The 22,770-nt window shown below is 63.4% G+C and carries 21 protein-coding genes; 17 read left to right on the top strand and 4 right to left on the bottom strand.

All coding sequences use genetic code 11. The features are described 5' to 3' along the window. The first annotated feature begins 50 nt into the window (after nucleotides 1-50). The 3 genes from V3330_RS01060 (at nucleotide 51) to V3330_RS01050 (ending at nucleotide 3,594) form a co-directional block, all read left to right on the top strand. Nucleotides 51-2,279 carry a TonB-dependent receptor gene (locus V3330_RS01060; protein WP_354693520.1) on the top strand — a complete coding sequence of 743 codons (2,229 nt, stop codon included), beginning with the start codon at nucleotides 51-53 and terminating at the stop codon, nucleotides 2,277-2,279. A gap of 521 nt (nucleotides 2,280-2,800) precedes the next feature. Then, on the top strand, nucleotides 2,801-3,172 hold the full coding sequence (rnk, locus tag V3330_RS01055) for a nucleoside diphosphate kinase regulator (protein WP_354693519.1): 372 nt from the start codon (nucleotides 2,801-2,803) through the stop codon (nucleotides 3,170-3,172). A gap of 65 nt (nucleotides 3,173-3,237) precedes the next feature. Continuing rightward, on the top strand, nucleotides 3,238-3,594 hold the full coding sequence (locus V3330_RS01050; RefSeq protein ID WP_354693518.1) for a DUF488 domain-containing protein: 357 nt from the start codon (nucleotides 3,238-3,240) through the stop codon (nucleotides 3,592-3,594). A 47-nt stretch (nucleotides 3,595-3,641) separates the two neighbouring features. Here the strand turns inward: V3330_RS01050 and V3330_RS01045 are convergent, their stop codons facing one another. Then, nucleotides 3,642-3,941: a Rho termination factor N-terminal domain-containing protein gene (locus tag V3330_RS01045; protein ID WP_354693517.1), complete on the bottom strand. Its 300-nt coding sequence runs from the start codon at nucleotides 3,939-3,941 to the stop codon at nucleotides 3,642-3,644. A 231-nt stretch (nucleotides 3,942-4,172) separates the two neighbouring features. On the opposite strand from V3330_RS01045, the gene V3330_RS01040 reads away from it, so the two are divergent. Then, the gene (locus V3330_RS01040) at nucleotides 4,173-4,676 is read left to right on the top strand and encodes a nuclear transport factor 2 family protein (protein ID WP_354693516.1); all 504 of its coding nucleotides are present in this window, start codon (nucleotides 4,173-4,175) and stop codon (nucleotides 4,674-4,676) included. A 108-nt stretch (nucleotides 4,677-4,784) separates the two neighbouring features. Here V3330_RS01040 and V3330_RS01035 read toward each other — a convergent pair whose 3' ends face one another. The 3 genes from V3330_RS01035 to manD all read right to left on the bottom strand — a co-directional run bounded on the left by V3330_RS01035 (nucleotide 4,785) and on the right by manD (nucleotide 8,946). Next, nucleotides 4,785-5,939: a nitrilase-related carbon-nitrogen hydrolase gene (locus tag V3330_RS01035; protein WP_354693515.1), complete on the bottom strand. Its 1,155-nt coding sequence runs from the start codon at nucleotides 5,937-5,939 to the stop codon at nucleotides 4,785-4,787. A 193-nt stretch (nucleotides 5,940-6,132) separates the two neighbouring features. Then, nucleotides 6,133-7,713, bottom strand: a complete 1,581-nt coding sequence (locus V3330_RS01030; RefSeq protein ID WP_354693514.1) for a phytoene desaturase family protein — start codon at nucleotides 7,711-7,713, stop codon at nucleotides 6,133-6,135. A 24-nt stretch (nucleotides 7,714-7,737) separates the two neighbouring features. After that, nucleotides 7,738-8,946, bottom strand: coding sequence for a D-mannonate dehydratase ManD (gene manD / locus V3330_RS01025; RefSeq protein ID WP_354693513.1), 1,209 nt, complete (start codon nucleotides 8,944-8,946; stop codon nucleotides 7,738-7,740). Nucleotides 8,947-9,161: 215 nt separating this feature from the next. On the opposite strand from manD, the gene hisC reads away from it, so the two are divergent. The 13 genes from hisC (at nucleotide 9,162) to V3330_RS00960 (ending at nucleotide 22,748) form a co-directional block, all read left to right on the top strand. After that, on the top strand, nucleotides 9,162-10,289 hold the full coding sequence (gene hisC / locus V3330_RS01020; protein WP_354693512.1) for a histidinol-phosphate transaminase: 1,128 nt from the start codon (nucleotides 9,162-9,164) through the stop codon (nucleotides 10,287-10,289). A 14-nt stretch (nucleotides 10,290-10,303) separates the two neighbouring features. Next, nucleotides 10,304-11,794, top strand: coding sequence for an aldehyde dehydrogenase family protein (locus tag V3330_RS01015; protein WP_354693511.1), 1,491 nt, complete (start codon nucleotides 10,304-10,306; stop codon nucleotides 11,792-11,794). Nucleotides 11,795-11,825: 31 nt separating this feature from the next. Then, complete coding sequence (locus V3330_RS01010; RefSeq protein WP_354693510.1) at nucleotides 11,826-12,311, top strand: MarR family winged helix-turn-helix transcriptional regulator; 486 nt, start codon at nucleotides 11,826-11,828, stop codon at nucleotides 12,309-12,311. 266 nt (nucleotides 12,312-12,577) lie between these two features. Next, nucleotides 12,578-14,224 (top strand): AMP-binding protein, encoded by a 1,647-nt coding sequence (locus tag V3330_RS01005; RefSeq protein ID WP_354693509.1) that lies wholly within the window; start codon nucleotides 12,578-12,580, stop codon nucleotides 14,222-14,224. Between the two features lie 38 nt (nucleotides 14,225-14,262). Then, complete coding sequence (locus tag V3330_RS01000; RefSeq protein ID WP_354693508.1) at nucleotides 14,263-15,408, top strand: thiolase family protein; 1,146 nt, start codon at nucleotides 14,263-14,265, stop codon at nucleotides 15,406-15,408. Then, the gene (locus V3330_RS00995; protein ID WP_354693507.1) at nucleotides 15,405-16,574 is read left to right on the top strand and encodes an SDR family NAD(P)-dependent oxidoreductase; all 1,170 of its coding nucleotides are present in this window, start codon (nucleotides 15,405-15,407) and stop codon (nucleotides 16,572-16,574) included. Before V3330_RS01000 ends, V3330_RS00995 begins: the two co-directional genes overlap by 4 nt. Then, the gene (locus V3330_RS00990; protein ID WP_354693506.1) at nucleotides 16,571-17,317 is read left to right on the top strand and encodes an SDR family NAD(P)-dependent oxidoreductase; all 747 of its coding nucleotides are present in this window, start codon (nucleotides 16,571-16,573) and stop codon (nucleotides 17,315-17,317) included. The genes V3330_RS00995 and V3330_RS00990 overlap by 4 nt, the downstream gene beginning before the upstream one ends. Nucleotides 17,318-17,357: 40 nt before the next feature. Beyond that, nucleotides 17,358-18,665 carry an aromatic ring-hydroxylating oxygenase subunit alpha gene (locus V3330_RS00985; protein WP_354693505.1) on the top strand — a complete coding sequence of 436 codons (1,308 nt, stop codon included), beginning with the start codon at nucleotides 17,358-17,360 and terminating at the stop codon, nucleotides 18,663-18,665. 1 nt (nucleotide 18,666) lies between these two features. Further along, on the top strand, nucleotides 18,667-19,164 hold the full coding sequence (locus V3330_RS00980; RefSeq protein WP_354693504.1) for an aromatic-ring-hydroxylating dioxygenase subunit beta: 498 nt from the start codon (nucleotides 18,667-18,669) through the stop codon (nucleotides 19,162-19,164). Nucleotides 19,165-19,177: 13 nt separating this feature from the next. Continuing rightward, entirely contained in the window at nucleotides 19,178-19,831 is a 654-nt protein-coding gene (locus V3330_RS00975; RefSeq protein ID WP_354693503.1) for a bifunctional 4-hydroxy-2-oxoglutarate aldolase/2-dehydro-3-deoxy-phosphogluconate aldolase, read from the top strand. Nucleotides 19,832-19,860: 29 nt separating this feature from the next. After that, nucleotides 19,861-21,243, top strand: coding sequence for a M24 family metallopeptidase (locus tag V3330_RS00970; RefSeq protein ID WP_354693502.1), 1,383 nt, complete (start codon nucleotides 19,861-19,863; stop codon nucleotides 21,241-21,243). A gap of 54 nt (nucleotides 21,244-21,297) precedes the next feature. Next, complete coding sequence (locus tag V3330_RS00965; protein WP_354693501.1) at nucleotides 21,298-21,726, top strand: hypothetical protein; 429 nt, start codon at nucleotides 21,298-21,300, stop codon at nucleotides 21,724-21,726. A 41-nt stretch (nucleotides 21,727-21,767) separates the two neighbouring features. Continuing rightward, nucleotides 21,768-22,748, top strand: coding sequence for a 4Fe-4S dicluster domain-containing protein (locus V3330_RS00960; RefSeq protein WP_354693500.1), 981 nt, complete (start codon nucleotides 21,768-21,770; stop codon nucleotides 22,746-22,748). Nucleotides 22,749-22,770 lie beyond the last annotated feature (22 nt).

Below are 22,770 nucleotides of genomic sequence, written 5' to 3'. Positions count from 1 at the left end.
CCTGACAGCCGGTCTTTTGGCCGGCATCAAATCCGTACTGGAGAATTTTAATGATCGATATTCGTAGCGGCGGGCTCATGCTCGCCCTGGGTGCTGTGTCGTTCGCGGCTCACGCGCAAACCGGAGAACTGCAAGGCGCAGGCGCTCTTGAAGAAGTGATGGTGACGGCTTCCAAGCGGGGTGACGTCAGCATCATGGACGTGCCCATGACCATTCAGGCGATTGGCGCCGATGAGCTCGAAAAGCGTGGCATCGTCCAATTCGAGGACTATGCGCGTTCCGTTTCCGGGCTTTCCTTCCAGGATCAGGGGCCGGGCGACAAGAAGATCGTGTTACGCGGTCTGCAATCCAAGGGTGCGGCGACCGTGGGCGTGTATTTCGACGACATCGTCGTCACTGCGGCCAACCGGCAGGACGGCGGTGGTCGGCAGCCGGATATCTATCTGGTCGACATGGAACGAATCGAGGTGCTCAAGGGCCCGCAGGCGACGCTTTATGGCGCCAGTTCCATGGGCGGCACCATTCGGATGATTACCAACAAACCGGATGCCTCCCAGGTATCGGGTGAGTTCAATACCGGTTATGGCCTGACCAGCGGATCGGACGATTCGAGCTGGCATGTCAACGGTGTGCTCAATGTGCCGATCGTCCAGGATGAACTGGCCGTGCGCGCGGTGGCGTACACCAGTTATCGCGCAGGCTTCATCGATGACCTGTTGGGTGGCGACGACGGCAGCCTGGCGCAGGACGACGTGAACAACCAGGACACCTCAGGTGGCCGCGTTGCACTCCGCTGGACGCCTTCGGACGCGACCACGGTCGATTTGCTGTGGATCACCCAGGAAACCACCAGCGACGGCCCGCCCTGGATGCAGCCGAGCTTCGGGGACAACGTGCAGCAGAACTTCACGATCAATCCGTGGGAAGAGGATCTCGATGCGTTCAATCTTTCCGCGCAGACGACGGTTTCCCACGGCACGTTCAATTTCGCGGCCTCGTATTTCGAGCGGGATATCCTGTATGGCTTTCCGGCCACGCGCGAGCTTTGCTCACTGTTCGGTGGGGGCGCGGCCTGTTTCGAGCCTGAAAACGAAACCCTGTACGACAACCAGGGCACCCTGCAGCAGCCTCAGAACCGCTCCATCACCGCGGTTGAAGCACGCTATTCCTCGTCCTGGGACAGCCCGTTTCAAGTGGTTGGCGGTCTGTTTTATCAGTTCGAAGAGAATGATTTCAGCAGCCTGGTGATCGGCACGGACCGGCAGGGGCGGCCCATCTACCAGCAGGAGAAGATTTTCGTCAATCGGCTGGTCAACAACGAAATCGAGCAGTACGCAGCGTTCGGCGAGCTGAGTTACGACATGACGGACAGGGTCACGGTGACGGTTGGCGCGCGCGTGTTCGATATCTCGATCGACGAGGTGGGCCAGAACCTGGAGACCGTGTTCCGGCCCGTCGCGGCGGATCCGGTTCCCACGTCCTCCAGCGAGAGCGATACGCTGTTCAAGGCCAACATCGCTTATGCGGCCACGGATAACCTGAATCTCTACGGCACCTTCTCGCAGGGTTACCGCAGCGGCGGCAACAACGAGCCGGATTTCAACAATAACGAGACGTTCCCGCCGTTCGGTTCTGACGCACTGGACAGTTACGAGATCGGCGCGAAGGGTCGACTGCTGGACGGGCAGCTCACTTTTGACGCCGCCGCGTATTTCATGGAGTGGGACGATATCCAGGCCCGCGGCCTGGCAACCCCCGATACCAACTTTCTGGTGATCAAGAACGTCGGCAAAGCCGAGATCACCGGCCTTGAAGTCGGCTTCGCCGCGTATCCGGCTCAGTTGGAGAACTTCAGCTTCGGCGGTAATTTCACCATCATGGATGCCGAGCTGGTAGAGAGCGATCCGCTGGCGACGGGCGGTGGGGATGACGGAGATCGAATTCCGGATGTGCCCGAGTTCAGTGCCTACCTGTTCGCGGAGTACGTGAAGAGCTTCGGCGCTGATCACGACCTCTCGGCCCGGGTCGACTATTCCTACACTGGTGATTCCTACTCCACGTTCAACGACCTCGACGGCCTGCTGGTTGAGCAGGGGGACTATTCCCTGGTCAATCTCAGCGCGACCCTGAACTACGGTAACTACCGGTTCAGGCTCTATGGCAACAATATCTTCGACGAAGACGGCATCATCAGCGGTTTCGGCCTGCCCAGGCGGCCTGACCAGGTGATTCCGGTATGGCGTCGCACGCTGGGTGTGGAATTCGGCATGCGCTTCTGATTTTCCGCAACAAGCAATCACGGTCCAAGGGGCCGGGTACGTGTGTCGAACCACGTATCCGGCCCTTTTTCGCTGCGGGCTGTGGCGAAGCCCGCAATCCAGGCCTGCTGTCGCTGTTACGGGATCAAATTCAACGGGTCCGCGAAGGTGGCGATAGGTTTCGACGCACGGCCTATGGCTCCTGTCGACTTCGGTGGGGGGTACTGGACTCTGCCGCGATCCATGAATTTTCGCTGGCGAACCGGTATAGTCCAGTCATGTCTGTTTTTTCAATTTTCCGCCTGTGTTTCGCGCAGCAGCGGCTCGCTCGCAAGGGTAGTCGTTGTGCACGGCGTCGCCTTTCCGGGCGTGCGCAGCGGGCCTGTACGCACTACCGCACCGTCCCGCTTTTCTAACGCGGCTGCCGCCGTTTGATCGGCGCAGTCGCCTTCTCGCACCTTTTCTTTAATTCGTATGAGGCCGCTGGTCTCGTGTTTGTCTCGATTTGCAGACAGATGGAATATCACAAGGAGGTTTCAGCCATGGGTCAGACCCGTGAAGTCACGATTACCCGCCTTGACGAGGCCCGTATCCGGGTCCTGCTCAAGCACGTATCCGAGGAGGCCGCCGGGCCGCTTCTGGACGAACTCGACCAGGCGGCGGTGGTGCCGGACGAAGAGTTGCCCGCCAATGTCGTGAGGATGGGTTCGCACATCCGGTTCGAGGACCTGGACACTGGCAAGTTGTCCGAGTGCACGCTGGTCTACCCGCAGGACGCGGACCCGTCCGAGCAGCGCATCTCGGTACTGGCACCGGTCGGCGCTGCGCTGATCGGCCTGGCCGAAGGAGCCGACATCGAATGGCCGCTGCCGGGCGGGCAGTTCCGGCGCTTGAAAGTGGTCGCCGTGTCATAGCAATTTTGGCAAATTTGGGGTCAGAGTAAAGGGACAGAGTAAAACGGCAGTGGAGTGGTGATTGAATGGATATTCGGACTCGACGCATCTATCAGGAACCCAGCCGCAGCGACGGATTGCGCGTATTGGTGGACCGGTTGTGGCCTCGCGGTGTTTCGAAGGAGGACGCCGCGCTGGACGCGTGGCTCAAGTCGCTGGCACCGTCCGATGAACTGCGCAAGTGGTTTCACGAACACCCGGACGAGTGGTCCCAATTCTGCGCGCGTTATCACGATGAGCTCGACCAGCAGGACGAGGTCGTCGATGACTTGCTGGAACGCATTGGCGAAGGTCGCGCGACGCTGCTGTACGCCTCGCGCGATTCGGAACACAACAATGCAGTTGCGCTGCAATCCTACCTTCAGCACCGGCAGTCAGATTGAGCGGACATGCATGATTGCGGGATGGCCGGCATCGCAGACAGGGTGACTTACTGGCGGCCACGAATGGCCGCAACCAGCTCCTGCTTGTTCATGCGGCTGCGTCCTTCGATGTTGAGTTCCTTCGCCCGGTTATAGAGTTCTTTTCGCGTGCGCGACTCGAGCCGCGTATTCGGGTTGCCGGTTCCGCGGGTGGTGCTGTTGGGCGTACGGCCCTCTTCCCGTCGCTGTTGGTTTACGGTCCGTGCGGCGATTTCCCGGGCTTGTGATTCGCTCTTGCCGCGTTGCCGCTGGCTTTTCCGGATGTGATCGTATTGTCGTTCGTCTTTATCGCTCCAGGCATTGGGCATGAAAACCTCCAGATTACGTTTCGGTATCCGGTATTCATGCAATCATCGTGCCTGGCTGTGAGCGGGTGCCGGCGGGATGTCGCGCGCCACGAGGTGGGCTTTTGGTGGTAAAACTTACAAGAGGCGCTGCAAACTGTGCGATGCAATGGCTCACTGAAGCGAAAATGTTGCCGTATTCATTGCACGATAGTCATTGAAGTGAGGGAGGAAGTCATGACGATGAGAAATAGAATGACTAAAGTCGCCGGAGGCTGGCTGGTTCTGCTGATGGCGTTGTCGGCCGCCGCTTCCGTCAAGGCTGCGGAGCCGGAAAGTCCGGTCGGCACCGAGGGTCCGGAACAGGTCGCCGCGCATGTGGAGGAACTGGCGCGCATGTATTTCATCAAGCTGGGTGAATTCGACCATGCGGGACTGCGTGACATGTCAACCCCGGAATTCGAGATCATGGAGCACGATGGTGAGCGGGCCATGCGGATGGGTCTGGATGCCTTCGATGAGCGCCTGCGGGGCGCCGAAGCGGCCGGTGCGGAAATCCGTTTCATTCCGCACGATTTCCGCACGACGGTGACGTCGGATGCAGCCTGGACGTTGTACGTCGAAAAAGGAGCGCTTCCGCGCAACGCGAACAGTCGGTTTTACGGAACGATGATCTTCAAACGGGTCGGTGACCGCTGGCTGCTCGACAAGATGAGTACCGTGCCCGTTCCGGCAGGTAGCCCGAACTTCCCTGACTAGCGATCAGCCGAAAGGGATTTGCCGGAAGAGGGGCCGGATACATTTTTCGAAAATCGTATCCGGTCATTCTCTTCGGCGGCTTTTCCTTCTTTGGGCTGCGGGCTGTACTCAGCTCTTACGCAGACGTCCCGTGGCCTGCGCGTAATCGATGCGCTTTTGCAGCAGCTTGGAAACGTCTTCGGGTTCCACGCCGGCGGGCGGGGTGAACTGGCCGCGGGCGTAAAGGTCGTCGAAGACTTCCTTGCAGATGCTGATCTTCTCGGACAGGGTCCTTGGGGGCTTGCCGGACGGGAAGCGGTTGGCCGGGTAGATGGGGTTGTCGTACATCTGACGGAAGCCCTCGGTGCGAACGTCCACCCAGCAGTTGTGATTGGTGCGGGTGCGGTAGTGACGCAGGGCCTCGATGTCGACGGTGCAGGCGAGGACCTGTTCGGCCGGGTAGGGTGCCTCGCGCATGACCATGCCGGTGTAATCGATGGCGAACGAACGGCCTGGGCAGAAGGCTTTGGGGTAGTAGTCGTAGTTGACCGAACCCCAGTTGGAGCCGAGCAGGTAGCACATGTTGTCGTGCGCCCTGGTGCGGCGCGTGAACATCCAGAAGTCCCACGGCTCGCTGACGCCTTCGACTTCCTGGATGGCGCCCGGGTGGCAGATGATCTCGGCGCCGTTGTAGCCCAGCGCGCGCGAGACTTCCGGGGTGCAGCCATCGTGGCAGGTCATGGTGCCGAGTTTGCCGATGGGCGTGTCGACCACCGGGAACAGGTCGGTGATGTCGCCACCGAGTTTTTCGCAGTACTCGTCGAAGATGTCGTGCGGGCTGGTGCCCAGGCCCACCGAGGCCGGGATGTGCCACTTGTGGTACTTCAGCACGATGTCGCCCGAGGGGCCAATGATGAAGTTGGTGTTGAACCAGCGGTCGGGGAATTCCGGCACGCTCTCCATCACGCCGCCACCGCAGATGTAGAGTTCGTACTGCTGTGCGATTTCGGCCAGCTGGTCGATTTCCGGGCCGGGGATGGTTACGGCTTTTTTCATCGCGTCTGCAATACCGGTTTCGCCCTTGCCGGGGGTGCCCACGCCCTGCAGAAAGTATTCGGGCAGCACTACCAGTCGTACGGGCACTTCCCAGAAGTAACCCACGCCGAAGTGGATCATGTTCTTGATGCGATCGAGATTGTGCTGGATGCCTGCGCGGTCCTCGACCACGGTGACTTCCGGTTGCACGATCAGTGCGGTGTAAGGTTCGATGCGTTCTCTGGCCATGTTAATTCCTCAAAAGACTAGGTTTGGGGTCTGAGTAGGTTTGGGGTCAGAGTAAAGGGACAGAGTCGTTACTCTGTCCCTTTACTCTGACCCCGTTCATTCTGACCCCGTTCATTGCTTCGCGACTCTGTTCCTTTACTCTGTCCCTTTACTCTGACCCCATTTATTTGGTCCTGTGCTTTCTGCCGGTTGGTTAGAAGTCGAAGTCGTCTTCGTCCACGGCTCCGAGGTCGCGCAGGATTTCGCCGGCGGCGATGGTGCCCATGCCGCAAATGCCGCCGCCGGGGTGGCAGGAGGGGCCTGTCAGGTACAGGCCTTTGACCGGGCCGCGGTAGTTGGCGTAGTTCGGGAACGGACGGAACGCGCCCATTTGCGACAGGGTGCGCTCGCCGCCGGTGGTCACGCCGCGATGGAAGCACAGGTTGGCGCGGGCCAGGCTGGGGCCGGTCTCCACATACTCGCCGAGGATGTTGTCCTCGGTCATGTTGGTGGTGTAGTTCTGTAACTGTTTGAGCAGCACTTCACGGCAATAGTTCGGTCCGATGGCTTCCCAGTCCTCGCCGTTGGCGAGGTCGACCGGCACGAAGGTGTCCATGATCAGCGTGTGCTTGCCGTCCGGCGCGCGCGTCGGGTCCATCGTGGTCCAGGCCGCGGTCCACAGGAACGGGTCGCTGGGAATCTGCCTGGCGGCAATCTCCTGGTACTGCCGGTCGATGTCGGCGACGGTGCCGAAGATGCGCTGAAAGGCCGTCTTGTTCATGTCCGCGCCGTTCTTGAAGTCCGGCGCTTCGTTCAATGCGTAGTGTACGCGGGCGATGGTGATGTCACCGAAGCTGAAGTTGCTCACCGTGTCCTTGAAGCCGGACGGCAGTTCGTCGTCCTCGAAACCGGTGAGGAAAGTCTGGAACGGATCCAGTGCGCTGACCACCGCCTGGCGGGCGAGGATTTCATCCCCGTCCTCCAGCCGTACGCCGCGGCAGGCGCCGTTGTCGGTGATGAATTTTCGCACGGTCGCGCCGGTGCGCACGGTGCCGCCATTGGCTTCCACGTAACGGCGCAAGGCCACCGACAGCATGCCGCTGCCGCCCTCGGGGATGGCCTGGCCGTAGTAGTGAATGCTGGGGATCATCACGTAGAACCCGGCCGCGGTGCCGAGCTGGTCGGGCAGATGCTGCGGCGCCATCGCCCAGCCCAGGATGAAGGCCCGGACGTGGTCGTTTTCGAAATTCTCCAGCGTGAACTGGCGCGAGCTGAGCTGGTAGTCGCGCAGCCGCTTCATGCCTTCCGGGGTCGTTTCCAGCGCCTGGTAGAGGTAGCTCGGTGGGGCCGGAGGCGAGAACATGCCTTTGATTACGCCGTCCTTGATCTCGCCGAACTCCTCGTAGATTTCTCGGTAGCGTCTGGCGTCGGCTTTCGAGTACTCGGCGATCGTGTCGCAGGTTTTGTCTACGTCCTTGTAGACGATGATGCCCTGGCCCTCGTACTTGTTGGGATGCCCGGTGATGTGATCCTCGGACCAGATGTATTTCAGGCCGTGTTTTTCCAGTTCGGGTTTGAGCCACTGAAAATCGGGATTCAGGTGAATCCAGACATGCGAGGAGCCGAACGGGTCATGTTTGAAGCCGGGCAGGGTGAGTTCGCGGGTCAGTACGCCGCCGCCGACCCAGTCGTTGCGCTCCAGTACCAGTACTTTCAGGCCCTCACGGACCAGTTTGGCGGCACAGATCAGGCCGTTGTGGCCGCCGCCGGCGATGATGACGTCGTAATCACTCATGCAGTCTTCCTCGTAAGGGCTTTCTCACCAATGCCAGATCGTGCCATCCCGCAGACGGTTCACCGGCAGATAGGCGCGCTGATAGGGGTATTTCGCGGCCAGGTCCTCGTCGATGTCGACACCGTGGCCCGGGGCTTCGCCCGGGTACAGATAGCCATTCTCGAACGTGTAGGCATGCGGGAATACCGCGTCGGTTTCCTCGGTATGACGCATGTATTCCTGGATGCCGAAATTGGGCACCCACAGGTCGAAATGCAGGGCCGCGCCCATGCACACGGGCGACAGGTCGGTGGCGCCGTGGCAGCCGGTCCGAACATGGTTCAGAGCGGCGAGGTCGGCGATGCGGCGCAGGTGGGTCACGCCGCCGGCGTGGACCACGGTCGCGCGAATGTAGTCGACCAGCCCTTCCTCGATCAGGGTTTTGCAGTCCCAGAGTGAATTGAACACTTCGCCCACGGCCAGCGGGGTGGTGGTGTGCTGGCGGATCGTGCGGAAGGCTTCCTGGTTCTCCGCCGGCACCGCGTCTTCAAGCCAGAACAGGCGGTAGGGTTCCAGGTCCTTGCCCAGGCGCGCGGCCTCGATCGGGGTCAGGCGGTGGTGCACGTCGTGCAGCAGGTGCGGCTCGAAGCCGAAACGGTCGCGCAGGGCTTCGAACAGTTTGGGCACGTGCCGCAGGTAGTGTTCGGTGGACCAGACATTCTCGGTGGGCAGGTCGGCGTCGGCGGGTTCGTAGAACAACTTGTCGCCGGACACTCCGTAGGTGCTGTCCAGTCCGGGAATGCCGCACTGGGCGCGGATGGCGTGATAACCCATCTCGCGGTAGCGCGCCACTTCGTCGCAGGCCTCCTCGATGTCGCGGCCGTTGGCGTGTCCGTACACCATCACCCCGCTGCGCGAGGCGCCGCCCAGCAACTGGTACAACGGCATATCGGCCAGCTTGGCCTTGATGTCCCACAGGGCGGTGTCGATGGCGGCGATGGCGCTCATCGTCACCGGGCCGCGCCGCCAGTAGGCGCCGCGATACAGGTAATGCCAGATGTCCTCGCTCTGCCGCGGGTCGCGCCCGATCAGGCAGGGAATGAGGTGATCCTCGAGGTAACTGGCCACCGCCAGTTCGCGGCCGTTCAGGGTGGCGTCGCCGATGCCGTGGACGCCCTCGTCGGTTTCGATCTTGACCGTGACGAAGTTGCGGCCGGGACAGGTGACGATGACTTTGGCTGCGGTAATTTTCATGGTTTCACCGGGTGCTCGGGTCGTGCTGCTGGCATGCTGGCGGCGTGCCTGGGACGAACCCTGTGCGGAACGCCGCCCGGTTTCGAATTCCGGAGTAAGCAGTTTATATATAAACAAACTGGAAATCCAGCACTTGTCTGGTCTGGCGTGACGCGTTAGTTTATACTTAAACCAATGCCCCCGGGCCTGTCCACATAGACCGAGTGAAGTCAGCCATGTCAGAAAGTTCCGCCCGCCAGGCCAGCGTCAAGGCCATCGATTCCCCCGCCCCGCGGCCGTTGAAACGCCTGCAGGCGCTCGCGCCCTACAAGCAGGGCAAAAGCCAGCTGCCCGGTCGCGACCGGGTGATCAAACTTTCCAGCAACGAAGGCTGTTTCGGCCCGTCGCCCAAAGCGATGGAGGCCTACCGCGCGCTCGCCCCCGAACTGCACCGATATCCGGACGGCACGCAGACCCAGTTGCGCGAAGCCATCGCCGGCGTGCACGGCATCGACGCGGACCGCATCGTCTGCGGCAATGGCTCCGAGGAGCTCATCGGGCTGCTGATCCGCTGTTTTCTGGGTGAGGGCGACGAACTGCTGCTGTCCGAGAACAACTTCATGATGTGCTCCATTTACGGCAAAAGCCAGGCCGCGAAGATCGTGCTGGCGCCGGAGCGCGATTTTCAGGTCGATGTGGACGCCCTGCTGAAATGCATCACGCCGCGTACGCGGGTGTTGTCGGTGGCCAATCCCAACAACCCCACGGGCACGTATCTGCCCTCGGCAGAAATCGAACGGCTGGTGGCCGAAGTGCCTCCGCACGTACTTATTATTCTGGATGGCGCCTATGTTGAGTACGTCACCCGCGAGGATTACGATGACGGACTGCGCTGGGCCGAAAAATTGCCCAACGTGGTCGTCACGCGCAGTTTTTCCAAGATGTATGGCCTGGCCGGCCTGCGCATTGGCTGGGCCTATGGTCCGGCCGACGTGATCGAGGTCGTCAACCGCCTGCGCACGCCGTTCAACGCCAATGCCGCCGCGCTGGCGGCCGCGGCGGCGGCGGTCACCGACTACGAACACGTGGAGCACACTCGCCGCCACGTTGCCGCCTGGCAGGAACGGATTGCCAGCGCACTGGGTGATCGTGGCGTTACCGTGGTGCCCAGTGTGACCAATTTCTACCTGGTGGATTTCGAACCCCGGGCGGACAAAACCGCGAAGGAGGCGGCCGCGGTGATGGAAGCCAACGGGATTATTCCGCGGCCCGGAAGTGCCGACCGATTCCTCCGCATCACGGTGGGCACCGACGAGGAAAACGAAGCCCTGCTCGAAGTGCTTGGCGGCTACCTGGACGCCTGAGGAGAACCGGCGAGATGGCCCATGTACAAAGCGAAGCGGTACGCGCCTTTCTGACGCGTGTGCAGGGCCTGCATGTCGATGGCCGCTCCGCGCCCGGCCATGGCGAGCCCGCGCTGGCCCCGGTCAATCCGTCCACCGGCGAGGTTTTGTGTGAATTCGCCCCCGGCAGCCGCGCGGACCTCGATCAGGCGGCCACCGCGGCGGCCGCCGCTTTCGAAGACGGCCGCTGGCGCCTGCTACCGGCCGCCACGCGCACGCGCATTCTGCTGCGGGTCGCCGATCTGATCGACGAGAACGCGGACGAACTCGCCGAACTGGAAATGCTCGACGCGGGCAAGCTTCACGGCCCCGCGCGCGAAGCCGAAATCCCTTTCGCGGCCGAATGCTTCCGCTACCACGCCGGCTGGTGCACCAAGCTGGGCGGCACCACCGGCGAGCTGTCGCTGGCCCCCGGCGGGGAATTCCATGTTTACAGCCGGCGCGAACCCATCGGGGTGGCCGGCCTGATCGTCCCGTCCAACGGACCGCTGGTGCAGGCCAGCTGGAAACTGGCGCCGGCGCTGGCGGCCGGTTGCTGCGCCATCATCAAGCCGGATGAAAAAACCCCGCTGACGGCCTTGCGGCTGGGCGAACTGCTCACCGAGGCGGGTCTGCCGGACGGCGTGGCCGCCATCGTGACCGGCACCGGCCGCGAAATCGGCGCGGCCCTGGTCGAACACCCGGCGGTGGCCAAGGTGTCGTTTACCGGTTCCACCGAGGTGGGGCGGGAAATCGGCCGGGTGGCGCTGACCGACCTGAAGAAGGTGACGCTGGAACTCGGTGGCAAGTCGCCGGTGATCGTGCTGGCCGATGCCGATCTCGACAAGGCCATACCCGGTGCGGCCGAGGCCATCTTCGGCAATGCCGGGCAGGTGTGCGTCGCGGGTTCGCGGCTGTATGTCGAGAAACCGGTGTATGAGCAGGTGGTCGAAGGCGTGGTCGCATACGCCCGGGAACTGGCGGTGGGTGCGGCGCACGACCCCGCCTCGCAGATGGGGCCGCTGATTTCGCAAGCGCATCTCGAGGGCGTGCTGGGGGCGGTTGAGACCGGCCGCAAGCAGGGCGCGCGCATCGCCGGGGGCGGTGAACGCATCCAGCCGCACGATGGTGGTTTCTACATGCAGCCCACGGTGTTGGTGGATGTCGAGCCCGGCATGGCGGTTGTCCAGGAGGAAATCTTCGGGCCCGTACTGGCGGCGAGTTCATTCAGCAATGCCGCCGAAGGTCTGGCGCTGGGCAACGACAGCCGATTCGGGCTGGCGGCCAGTATCTGGACCGAGAATGTCGGACAGGCGCATCGGCTGGCCGCCGCGGTGCGGGCCGGCCTGGTCTGGATCAACTGCCACGGCATTCCCGATATGGCCGTGCCTTTCGGAGGCTACAAGCAGTCCGGATGGGGACGGGAAAACGGTTTGGAAGGTCTTTTGGGCTTCACCGAGTTGAAGTCGGTGATTTGCAGGTTATGATTTCCTGATTAGAAGCTGACGTGGAAGCGCGATGACGCGACCCTATCTGTTCGATCTGATTCTCGATCACCTCCCCGAGGCGGCGCACCGGCGGCGTGCCTGGCTGGCCCTGCTGCGCTGTTTCACCCGGATCGAGCGCGAGTTGATGCAGCATTTCGCGCAGGAGTACAACTCCAGCCTGCCGCGCTACGACGTTTTGACCGCGCTGGCGTTGAGCGATAACGGCCTGACGATGGGCGATCTGGCCACCCTGTTGCGGGTTTCGAAAGGCAACATCACCGGCGTGGTTCGGCGGTTGAAGGAAGACGGCCTGGTGCGCAAGGTGACCTCGCGCAAGGATCGGCGGGTCCAGTCCGTGACCATTTCGCCGGAAGGCCGGCGGCTGTGGAAGCGAATGCACGACGACTACGACCGGTTGATTTCCGAGTTGCTGGCCGGCCGCAGCGACGGCCAGGTGCAGTCCCTGACCCGGGCGCTGGAGCGGACCCTGGCGGCGGTGAACAAGCCGAATGACTGACCGCCGGGTGTGGCTGGTTTCGCGGGTGTTGCGACCGGGGTCTGGCTGAAATCTGAAATCTGTAAGTAGATGGCGCATATTGTTTACCTGATTCTTAGTAGTATGCCTCGGTCACACTTCCGGGCGATCGCGTGGCGTGTCTTCCCGCATGTTCCAATGCCGGGTGCAGTCCAAAGGGTGGACTGCACCCCAACGGCATCGCGATAACGCGACCCATGGCCACCACCTGAACAGAATTGCCGGGCCCTGATGCCCAAAGAGTCGAGATGTCTGCAGAAATTTTCGCAAAAACCAATGCTTGCCCGAGCATTTTCGCCGCCTTCCTGGCCAGCTGCGATGCTCATCCGCAGCGCCCTTTTCTGCGGGCGCCGGCCTGTGCCACGGCTGCTTATGCGGACGGGCCCATCGAATTCACCTACGCGGCGGCCCGCTCCGAGGTCGACCGCCTGCGCGGCCACTACCGCGCGCTGGGCATCGTGCCCGGAGACCGGGTGGGGCTGGCTTACGACAGCCGCCTTGATGTCTATCTCCACCTGCTGGCGCTGAATGCCGAGGGTGCGAGCATCGTACCGCTGAACCTGGAGGGCAGCGATGCGGAGGTGCTGCATGTCATCCGGCACAGTGAATCACGGATGATCGGTGGCGCCGGGGAGCACCTCGACCGGCTGCGGACCCTGGCGGTCGAGGCGGGCGGGATCACCCTGATCGAGTCAGAGGCCACCCCTGCGGACGAGAAGCCGGGCGAAGTGCCGGATAAGCTGGTAGGCGCGAAGGATACCGAGGCCGCGTTGTTGTACACCTCCGGCACCACCGGTAAACCCAAGGGATGCATTCTGTCCAATGAGTACTTTCTGGCGCTGGGTCGTGGTTACACCGGGCTCGGCGGTTTGTGTGACATCGACCACACCGACCGGCTCCTGACCCCGTTGCCGCCCAACCACATGAACGCGCTGGCGTTTTCCTTCATGGGCATGCTGATGTGCGGCGGCTGCGTGATTCAGCTCGATCGCTTCCATCCGCGCTCGTGGTGGCGCACGGTGCGCGAGGAAGCGGCGACGGTGATTCATTACCTGGGGGTGATGCCGGCGATTCTGCTGAAGTTGCCCGGGCAAGCGGATGAAGATTTTGGCGGACAGGTGAAATTCGGCTTCGGCGCCGGTTGTGATCCCAGGCACCAGGAGACCTTCGAGCGGCGTTTCGGCTTTCCTCTGATCGAGGGCTGGGCCATGACCGAGACCGGGGCGGGGGCGATGATCGTCGCCAGCCACGAACCGCGGTACGTCGGTCAGCGCTGTTTCGGGCGGCCGGGACCCGAGCTCGAGTTCCGCCTGGTGGACGAACAGGACCGCGATGTCGATTCGGGGCAGGAGGGCGAGTTGCTGGTGCGGCGGTCCGGGCCGGAACCGCGGCTCGGGTTCTTCAGCGGCTACTTCCGTGACGAGGCCGCCACCGCAGAGGGTTGGCGCGGCGGCTGGTGGCGTACCGGCGACGTCGTGCGAGAGGGGCCGGACGGTTCGCTGTTTTTCGTCGATCGGCGCAAGAATGTAATTCGGCGCAGTGGCGAGAACATCGCCGCCGTCGAGGTCGAGGCCGTGTTGCTACAGTCCGAAGCGGTCGGAAACTGCGCGGTCACGGCGGTGCCCGACGAAATTCGCGGCGACGAGGTGTTCGCATTCGTCGTCCCGTCGGACGATGCGGCCGACCCCGCCGGTCTGGCGCAGAACGTGTTTGATTTCTCGATGCAGCACCTGGTGTATTTCAAGGCGCCGGGTTACATCGCCGTTGTCGACTCCCTGCCATTGACCGCCTCACAGAAAATCAGCCGGGGCGAGGTCAAACGGCAGGCGCGCCGGGTGTTGGAAGAGAATACGGCCGTCGATCTGCGGTCATTGAAGAAGCGGAGGGCGTCATAGCCGCCGCGGCGAACAGGCGACCCGCCGGCTACGACGGGGTGGTGCTGGCCTGTCCGGTCAGCGTGCCCTACGTGCGGCATTCCGAACGGCCGGCCCACTGGTGGATCGGCCGCGCCCTGCGGGGGCTGGCCGATGCCTCCGGGCTGGGTCCATCGGATATCGACGGATTGTGCGCGTCGTCGTTCACGCTGGGACCCGACACCGCGGTCGCGCTCACCCAGCATTTCGGTCTGACCACCCGCTGGCTCGACCATCTGCCGATGGGTGGGGCGGCCGGCATCATCGCCCTGCGGCGCGCGGCCCGGGCGGTGCAGGCGGGCGACGCCGAGGTCGTGGCCTGCGTGGCGGGCGACACCCACGGCGGCAGTTCCTTCAGCGACCTGATCGCGGGTTTCAGCCGCTTTTCGCAGGATGCCGTGCTGCCGTACGGTGCAGGCGGGCCCAACGCCAGCTTTGCGCTGATCACCCGTGAAATCATGCGCCGTTACGGCCTTGGCCGGGAAGCCTTCGGCAAACTGTGCGTGGCACAACGGCACAATGCGCTGCACTACGGCAAGGCGCTGATGAAAAAGCCGCTGAGTCTCGAGGACTACCTGGCCGGCCGCCCGATCGCCGACCCGATCACGCTGTTCGACTGCGTGATGCCCTGTGCCGGTGCCGAAGGATTTCTGGTGCTGCGCGAAGAACGCGCGGTCGATCTCGGTCTGCCGTTCGCACGCATCCTGTCGACCCAGGAGCGGCACAACGCCTGGCCCGATGATACGGTTCAGTACCGTTGCGGCTGGGCGCTGGACTCCGAGCGCTTCTGGTCCGCCGCGGGTGTCGGCCCGGACGATGTGGATCTGGTTCAGACCTACGACGACTACCCGGCCATCGTAGCCATGCAGTGGGTCGATCTCGGCTTCACGTCGGCAGATGCGATTGCAGACTTCATTGATCGTCACAGCTTCACCTTCGACGGCAGTTTTCCGCACAACACCTCGGGCGGCCAGTTGTCGGTGGGCCAGGCCGGCGCGGCGGGTGGTTGGCTCGGCCTGAACGAAGCTCTGCGGCAGGTCACCGGAGCGGGCGCCGACAACCAGGTTTCCGATGCGCGCATCGCCTGCGTGTCCGGTTTCGGCATGATCAATTACGACCGCGGGCTGTGCTCCACGGCCGCGCTGATTGCCGGAGGCCGGTCGTGAGCGCCCGCATCGGTCCGCCGGCGGCGCGCAGCCGCGAGGCGTTGAGCCTTTCCGCGGCGGCCGCGGCCGGTCGCTTCCGGTTGCAGCAGTGCGCGGACTGCGGCGGCTATGCCTATCCGGCCCGGGACGCCTGCCCGGCGTGCTGGTCCGCGGACTTGCAGTGGCGGGACGCGCCGGACGCCGGAACCCTGGTATCGGACACGGTCCAGCGCCACAGTTTCAACGAATGGTTCGGTGCCCGGTCGCCGTGGCGCATGGGGACGGTTTCTCTGGATGCCGGCCCTGTTGCACTGACCCACGTACACGAGTCGCTGGAAATCGGCCAGCGGGTGCGGGTGATCGCCCGCACCGATGCATCCGGGCAGGGCGTGTTGATCGCGCTGCCGGAAACGGGAGACAGCACCATGACGGACGACCCCAACCTGAGCCACCTGGTTTGCGATCCCGCGGGCCGTTCCATTCTGGTGACCGACATCGGAACCGTCGCGGGTCGGGCGGTCGCCGCCGCCCTGCTCGAAGCGGGCGCGGCACGCGTCCATGGCGGATATTCCCAGGCCGAGGCGCCTGAAATCGACGGCGTGGATGCAATCCCTCTGGATCCCGCAGACGGGCAAAGCGTCGCGGAACTGGCGCGGCGGATCGGCGATTCGGTGGACCAGGTCGTATTCAGTGGTGGTGGCGCCTGGCCGGGTACGGCCCTGGGTGAAGGTGATGCCGTGGACGCCGAAGACGAGATGGCGATCAACTATTTCGGTTTGCTGAACCTGGCCAGAGCCTTCGTTCCGCGTTTGCAAGCGCGCGCGGCCGACGGCGGCGAAGCCGGGCACGCGTGGGTCAACCTGTTGTCCGTCCATGCCCTGTGTGGCGGAACGGGCTTCGGAACCTCCGCCGCCAGCCAGGCGGCCGCGCTCTCCCTGTCGCAGTCCTTACGGGCCGAATTGGTCGGTACCGGCGTTCGGGTGGTGGATGTTCTGACCGGGCCGCTGGAAGCCGACGGGGCTTCCGCGCCTCCGCCGCGGGTGCGGCCGGCGCAGTTGGGTGCGGCCGTGGTCGCAGCGCTGCAGCAGGGGCTGGAGCGGGTGCCGGTGGGCCCTGCCGCGGAAGACCTGTTGAATCGGTACGAAGAGAATCCCTGGGTACTGGAACGTGAGGCACTGTTGTCATGAATGCGCAAAACAACACGATGGAAAATGGAGTCGCGGTGGTGACCGGCGGCAGCGCCGGCATCGGCGCCAGCATCAGCCGGCATCTGCTGGACGCGGGCCATACCGTGCTCAACCTGTCGCGGCGTGGGTCCGGCTTCGAACATGAACGGCTGATCGATGTGCCGGTCGATCTGTCGGATACCGGGGCGACCCGGCAGGTGGCGGACGAACTGTCGCGGCAGTATGACATCACCACCGTGGTTCACAACGCCGGGGTCATCCGGCCGTCGCTCATCGAGGACGTTGACCTGGAAGATGTCGATTACATCACCCGGCTGCATCTGCACGCCGGCATCATTCTGGTCCAGGCGGCCCTGCCGGCCATGAAAGCCGCCGGCTTCGGCCGTGTGGTGGTGGTGGGGTCGCGGGCGATGCTCGGCCTGCAGACCCGCACTGGCTATGCCGCCACCAAGGCGGGGCAGGTGGGCATGGTGCGTACCTGGGCGCTGGAACTCGGCCCGCACGGCGTCACCGCCAACGTGGTCGCGCCGGGGCCGATTGTCACCGACATGTTCACCGAGGTGATTCCCGAGGACAGTGACAAGGCACGAGCGCTGGCCGAATCGATCCCGGTCCGTCGCCTCGGCCAGGCCGACGATGTGGCGCGTGCGGTGATGTTTCTGGTCTCGCCGGGCAGCGGTTTCGTCACCGGTCAGACCCTGTTCGTGTGCGGTGGCACCAGCGTGGGTTCGCTGAGCCTTTGAATGAAGGTTCCCGCGTGGAGCGGGAACAGGAGTGGAAATGATGAGCCAAACGACGATCGACCTCGATGCGCTGGTGCAGCCCAAACGCATCCATCGCAGCGTATACACCGATCCGGATATTTTCGAACTCGAAATGGAACGGATCTGGGGCAAGGCCTGGATTTACATCGGCCACGAGAGCCAGGTGCCCAATCCCGGCGACTACGCGACCGTCAATATCGGTACCCGGCCGCTGGTGATGGTCCGCGACCGGGCCGGCTCGGTGCACGTGTTGTACAACCGCTGCGGTCACAAGGGCGCAAAACTGGTCGACACGGACTGCGGCAATACCGGGGGCGGCTTTGTGTGCTGCTACCACGGCTGGAGTTATCAGCTCGACGGCCGGCTGGTCGGCGTTCCGCACATGAAAGGCTACGAAGGCACGGGCTTCGACAAGAAAGATCCGCAGTATTCGATGCAGAAGCTGGCGCAGTACGACAGCTATCGCGGCTTCGTGTTCGCGACCATGGATCCGGAGGCCCCGGATTTGAAATCCTGGCTGGGCGGGGCCGCGGAGGTCATGGACAACCTGTGCGACCGCTCGCCGGAAGGTGAGGTGGAAGTTGTCGGCAGACCGCTGCGCTTCGACCATCGCTGCAACTGGAAGATGTTCAACGAGAACCTCAACGACACGATGCACCCGATGATCGTGCATCGTTCGGTGGTCGATGCGGCCAACGACTACATCAAGACCCTGCCGGAGGATTCGGGACGGCGCGAGGAAGCCGAGATCATTCCGCCGTTCGGCGCTTCGTACAAGAACTTCGAGGCGACCGACATCGTCGGTTTCCCCTACGGTCACCACTACGATGGCGGCAAGACCAGCATCCACGCCAACTACAGCGTGGACCCCGACTATGAAAAAGTCATGCTGGAGGCTTACGGACCGGAACGCACGCGCGAGATATTGACGTTCAACACGCACAACACGCTTTATTACCCGTCCCTGACCATCAAATCCGCGGTTCAGAACATACGCGTGGTGCGGCCCATCGCGGCGGATCACTGCGTGATCGAAAGCTGGTCATTCCGGCTCAAGGGCGCGCCCGAATCGCTGCTGCAGCGCACCATCCTGTACTCCCGGCTGATCAATTCCAGCGGCTCCATGGTGGGGCCGGATGATCTGGTGGCCTACCGGCGCATGCAACTCGGGCTGGAGTCGGACGCCAACGAATGGGTCGAAATCCATCGGGATTACGGTCGCGACGAAATGCACGACGACCACTGGGTCGGTCGCGGCACCAGCGACGTGGACATACGCACCCAGTACCGCGCCTGGCGTCACTACATGCTCGGGGAGACGTGCTGACATGAGTGCCCATCGCAACGACGCTGAATTCCGCCGGCAGGTCGAGGACTTTCTTTACCTCGAGGCCTCGTATCTCGACCGGCCCGACCTGGACCGCTGGATCGAACTGTATACCGACGATGGCACCTACTGGATGCCGGCCGTCGAGGATCAGGAGGATCCACACAACCACCTGTCGCTGATCTACGACGACCGGGTGATGATGGAAATCCGGCGGCGCAATTTTGTACACCCCCGGGCGGCCTCCAAGGATTACGCGGTGCGTTGTTCGCACCTGATCGGCAACGTGCGCATCACCGAATTCGACGAGGCGACAGGCAATTGCACGGTCACGTCCAATTTTCACTGTGCCTACTGGTACTGGGAAGAACAGACGCTGTTCGCCGGGACCTATCGTCATGAACTGGTCATGACCGATGAAGGCTTGCGGATTCGCCACAAGCGGGTGGATCTGATCAACGCCGACGCGGTACATGGCGCCATCATCATTTACCTCTGATGCCGACAAGACCATGAATGCAAACCTGAACGCCAGCCTGAACGACCGCCTTGCCGCGGCACCGATCGTCCCGTTGGTGGCGGCGTCCGACAGCGAAACCGCTGTGGCCATCACCGAGGCCCTGATCGCGGGTGGACTTGGCGTCATCGAGGTGGTGCTGCGCAGCGAAGCGGCCCTCGACTGCCTGGCCGCCACGGTGAAAGCGTTTCCGCAGGCGCAGGTGGGGGCGGGTACCGTGCTCACGCCCGGTCAGGCTCGCCAGGTGATCGATGCCGGCGCCCGCTTTATCGTCTCACCGGGGCTGCACGAAGGCGTGGTCGGGGCGGCGCAGGAGGCAGGGCTGCCGGTTTATCCCGGCATCGCGACCGCGACAGAGCTGCAAACTGCCTGGAACCTGGGCCTGGACACGGTGAAATTTTTCCCGGCCGGTCTCGGCGGTGGCGTGCCGATGCTCAAAGCCCTGTCCTCGGTCTTTCGCGGCGTGCGGTTCATGCCCACCGGCGGCGTGTCGGCCGCCAATCTCGCCGATTTCCTGGCGGTGCCCCAGGTAATCGCCTGCGGTGGAAGCTGGCTGACGCCGGCCGCTGCCGTCGCCGCCGGTGATTTTGCTACCATCACCCGTTTGGCCGATGAGGCCCGGGCCATTGCTTCGGCGGTTCGGCCGTAACGACCGCGAATTCCTGCACGGAGATCATGATGCACGCTAATCGCCGGGCGCTCAGCGCCGTATTCATTCTGGTAGCCGCGGTGGCGCTGTGCCTCGCGGGGGTGGTGTCGGCGCAGGCCGCGCCGGCCTTCGAACAGGGCCGAATCATCCGGTCAACGCCCGATGTGCTCCCCTTGCGTGAGCGGCCGGCAGTGGCCAACCGGATACTGAACGACCGCCTGGAAAACCTGCTGCCGGGACTGATGCAGGAAACCGGAATCGACCTGTGGCTGGTGCTGGCGCGCGAATACGCCGAGGATCCGGTTTATTTCACCCTGGTGCCACAGCCCTCGCACGCCGCCCGGCGCACCACCATGCTGATCTTCGACCTGAAGGCCGACGGAACCGTCGACCGTTTGTCGGTGAACCGATATCCCCTGGGCGAGCCGTATACCGCCGCCTGGTCGGGTGGCGATCTCGATGAGCAATGGCAGGCCCTGGCGCGGGTGATCGCCGAGCGCGAGCCGGAACGCATCGGTATCAACGTTTCGGACGGCTGGGCGGTGGCGGACGGGCTGACTCACGGCCTGCATCAGCGACTGCTGGGTGTTCTGGACAAGGATTTGCGCGAGCGCGTGGTGAGCGCGGAAAACCTGGTGATCCGTTGGCTGGAAACGCGCACCGAGGGTGAATTGGCGATCTATCCGCAGGTCGTGGCGCTGGCCCGCAGCGTGATCGGCGAGGCATTTTCCAATCAGGTCATCACCCCCGGGGTCACCGATACCGCGGCGGTCGAGTGGTTCATCGCCGAACGGTTCGAGGAACTGGATCTGCCGATCTGGTTCCATCCGCATGTGAACCGTCAGCGCGAGGGCGGTGCCTGCACCGACGAGGATGCGTTCTGCGGCGGTTCCGGCGTTATTCTTCCGGGAGACGTATTGCACACCGACGTCGGCATCTGTTACCTGGGCCTGTGTACGGACACCCAGGAAATGGGTTACGTGCTGCGTGCGGGTGAATCCGAGGTGCCCGCGGGGCTGGTTGAGGCGCTGGCCACGGGCAATCGCTGGCAGGATCTGCTGACCGATGCGTTCCGCAGCGGCCGCAGCGGGGATGAAATTTTCGCCGCGGCGCTGTCCGCAAGCCGCAAGGCTGGCATCCGGGCCAGTATTTACACCCACCCGATCGGCATGTTCGGCCATGCCCCCGGGCCGGGCATGGGCATGTGGGACAACCAGGGTCCGGTGCCGGTGTACGGTGCGCGGATTCTGCACCCGAACACGGCTTACGCCATCGAGGGAAACATCAAGCAGGCGGTGCCGGAGTGGGATGACCAGAATGTGGCCATCAAGCTGGAGCAGACCGCCTGGTTCGACGGCGAGCGGGTGATCTACGCGGCCGGCCGGCAAACGGCCTGGCACGTGGTTCGCTGAGCCCGGCCTGCGTAAACTGCACCTAAGTTTTCTGGTTGAGAAAGGTATCCATCGATGAATCCATTGAATGTACTCGGTATCGCGGTCGGGGCGATTATCGCCGCCACGCCCGGCGCCAACACACAGGCCGATGAGCTGACCACGGCGGAACTCGAAGGCGCGTGGGAGCTGGTGTCCTACGAGACCGCCGACGACCAGCCGCCGGCGGCGGGCCTGCAACTGGTGCAGGACGGTCATTTTTCCATCATCTATCAAACGACCTTTACCGGACAGGACGAACCGTCCGCCCGCAGCCATGCCGGAACCTACCGGGTGGAGGGCGATCACATCACCTACGACGTGAGTTACTGGGTGCAGCACGTGAACGGCGAAGGCTCACTGGTGCCTGCGACCAGCGTGTCGCCGACCTATGAGTACGACGGCAGCAATCTCAAACTCGCGTTCGGCAGCGGCAGCAAGCAGCACTGGCGCCGTATCGACTAGTGGGCCGGGTTATCATGGGGTGAAACGCCGAGGAGACCCAGATGCCCAAATCACCCTACCGGCCGCATGTGCCCCACCCGGATCAGGTGGCCTGCATACCGGACGTATCCGGAAATACCATCAACGGGCTCGGGGAAACGGAATTCCGCCGGGCGCGGCCGGTCTACTGGCGCGATCCCGACACGATTCCGCACGGCGAACTGCAGAAGTGGTTTTACCTCAACGACCCGGACAACCCGGCGATCGGGGCCGCGCGCGCCGACCGCCAGAAAGTACTCGACCTGCCGTACGCGGAGGTCAGCGGAGAACCGCAGCAGCAGTCTGCGGAGGACTGGACACGGCAACTGACCGAGTATGCCGGAAGCCTGGACCTGGAATTGTTCGGTATCGCGAGGTTGCAGCCGGAATGGACTTTCGAGGGCGTCGAACTGGATTACGACTGGGTGATCGTGATCGGGGTCGCACACGATTACGAGGAAATATCCAGGGCCCCGGAACCGGAGGCCGGCGGTGAGGTGGTGCGTCAGTACGGCCGCGCCGCCAAGGCCACCAAGGACATCACCAACTGGATTCGCGAACGGGGCTGGGATGCGCATCCGCAGGCGGGCCCGATGGCCTCGGAATTACTGTTGATTCCCCCGGCGCTGGCTGCCGGTTTCGGTGAGCTCGGCCGGCACGGCTCCATCATCAACCGCGACTACGGCTCTTCGTTCCGCCTCGCCGCGGTACTCACCAGCATCCCGCTGATCCCGACACCGGAGGCGCATTACGGCGTCGACGATTTCTGCAGCCGCTGCCAGGTGTGCAGCAACGCCTGTCCGCCGGAAGCCATCGGGCCGGAGAAAGTGCCGGTGCGCGGCACGGAGAAGTGGTACGTGGATTTCGACAAGTGCATCCTGTTCTTCAACGAAACCTTCGGCTGCGGCATCTGCATTGCCGTGTGTCCCTGGAGCATTCCGGGGCGCGGTCCGCGCATTATCGAGCAATTGGCGCGGCGGGCGGAGCGGCTGGCCGGAGGTTGACGCCCGGGACGACCGGGCGCCA

Source organism: Elongatibacter sediminis (assembly GCF_037892215.1).
GTDB classification, from domain to species: Bacteria; Pseudomonadota; Gammaproteobacteria; order Xanthomonadales; family SZUA-36; genus Elongatibacter; species Elongatibacter sediminis.
The sequence above is the reverse complement of the archived record's forward strand: the minus strand, read 5'-3'. Positions and strand labels throughout refer to the sequence as shown.

Excerpts from the sequence above, each read along its gene's own strand:
- V3330_RS01060 (WP_354693520.1), top strand. The coding sequence starts at position 51 with ATGATCGATATTCGTAGCGGCGGGCTCATGCTCGCCCTGGGTGCTGTG.
- rnk (WP_354693519.1), top strand. The coding sequence starts at position 2,801 with ATGGGTCAGACCCGTGAAGTCACGATTACCCGCCTTGACGAGGCCCGT.
- V3330_RS01050 (WP_354693518.1), top strand. The coding sequence starts at position 3,238 with ATGGATATTCGGACTCGACGCATCTATCAGGAACCCAGCCGCAGCGAC.
- V3330_RS01045 (WP_354693517.1), bottom strand. The coding sequence starts at position 3,941 with ATGCCCAATGCCTGGAGCGATAAAGACGAACGACAATACGATCACATC.
- V3330_RS01040 (WP_354693516.1), top strand. The coding sequence starts at position 4,173 with ATGACTAAAGTCGCCGGAGGCTGGCTGGTTCTGCTGATGGCGTTGTCG.
- V3330_RS01035 (WP_354693515.1), bottom strand. The coding sequence starts at position 5,939 with ATGGCCAGAGAACGCATCGAACCTTACACCGCACTGATCGTGCAACCG.
- V3330_RS01030 (WP_354693514.1), bottom strand. The coding sequence starts at position 7,713 with ATGAGTGATTACGACGTCATCATCGCCGGCGGCGGCCACAACGGCCTG.
- manD (WP_354693513.1), bottom strand. The coding sequence starts at position 8,946 with ATGAAAATTACCGCAGCCAAAGTCATCGTCACCTGTCCCGGCCGCAAC.
- hisC (WP_354693512.1), top strand. The coding sequence starts at position 9,162 with ATGTCAGAAAGTTCCGCCCGCCAGGCCAGCGTCAAGGCCATCGATTCC.
- V3330_RS01015 (WP_354693511.1), top strand. The coding sequence starts at position 10,304 with ATGGCCCATGTACAAAGCGAAGCGGTACGCGCCTTTCTGACGCGTGTG.
- V3330_RS01010 (WP_354693510.1), top strand. The coding sequence starts at position 11,826 with ATGACGCGACCCTATCTGTTCGATCTGATTCTCGATCACCTCCCCGAG.
- V3330_RS01005 (WP_354693509.1), top strand. The coding sequence starts at position 12,578 with ATGTCTGCAGAAATTTTCGCAAAAACCAATGCTTGCCCGAGCATTTTC.
- V3330_RS00990 (WP_354693506.1), top strand. The coding sequence starts at position 16,571 with ATGAATGCGCAAAACAACACGATGGAAAATGGAGTCGCGGTGGTGACC.
- V3330_RS00985 (WP_354693505.1), top strand. The coding sequence starts at position 17,358 with ATGAGCCAAACGACGATCGACCTCGATGCGCTGGTGCAGCCCAAACGC.
- V3330_RS00980 (WP_354693504.1), top strand. The coding sequence starts at position 18,667 with ATGAGTGCCCATCGCAACGACGCTGAATTCCGCCGGCAGGTCGAGGAC.
- V3330_RS00975 (WP_354693503.1), top strand. The coding sequence starts at position 19,178 with ATGAATGCAAACCTGAACGCCAGCCTGAACGACCGCCTTGCCGCGGCA.
- V3330_RS00970 (WP_354693502.1), top strand. The coding sequence starts at position 19,861 with ATGCACGCTAATCGCCGGGCGCTCAGCGCCGTATTCATTCTGGTAGCC.
- V3330_RS00965 (WP_354693501.1), top strand. The coding sequence starts at position 21,298 with ATGAATCCATTGAATGTACTCGGTATCGCGGTCGGGGCGATTATCGCC.
- V3330_RS00960 (WP_354693500.1), top strand. The coding sequence starts at position 21,768 with ATGCCCAAATCACCCTACCGGCCGCATGTGCCCCACCCGGATCAGGTG.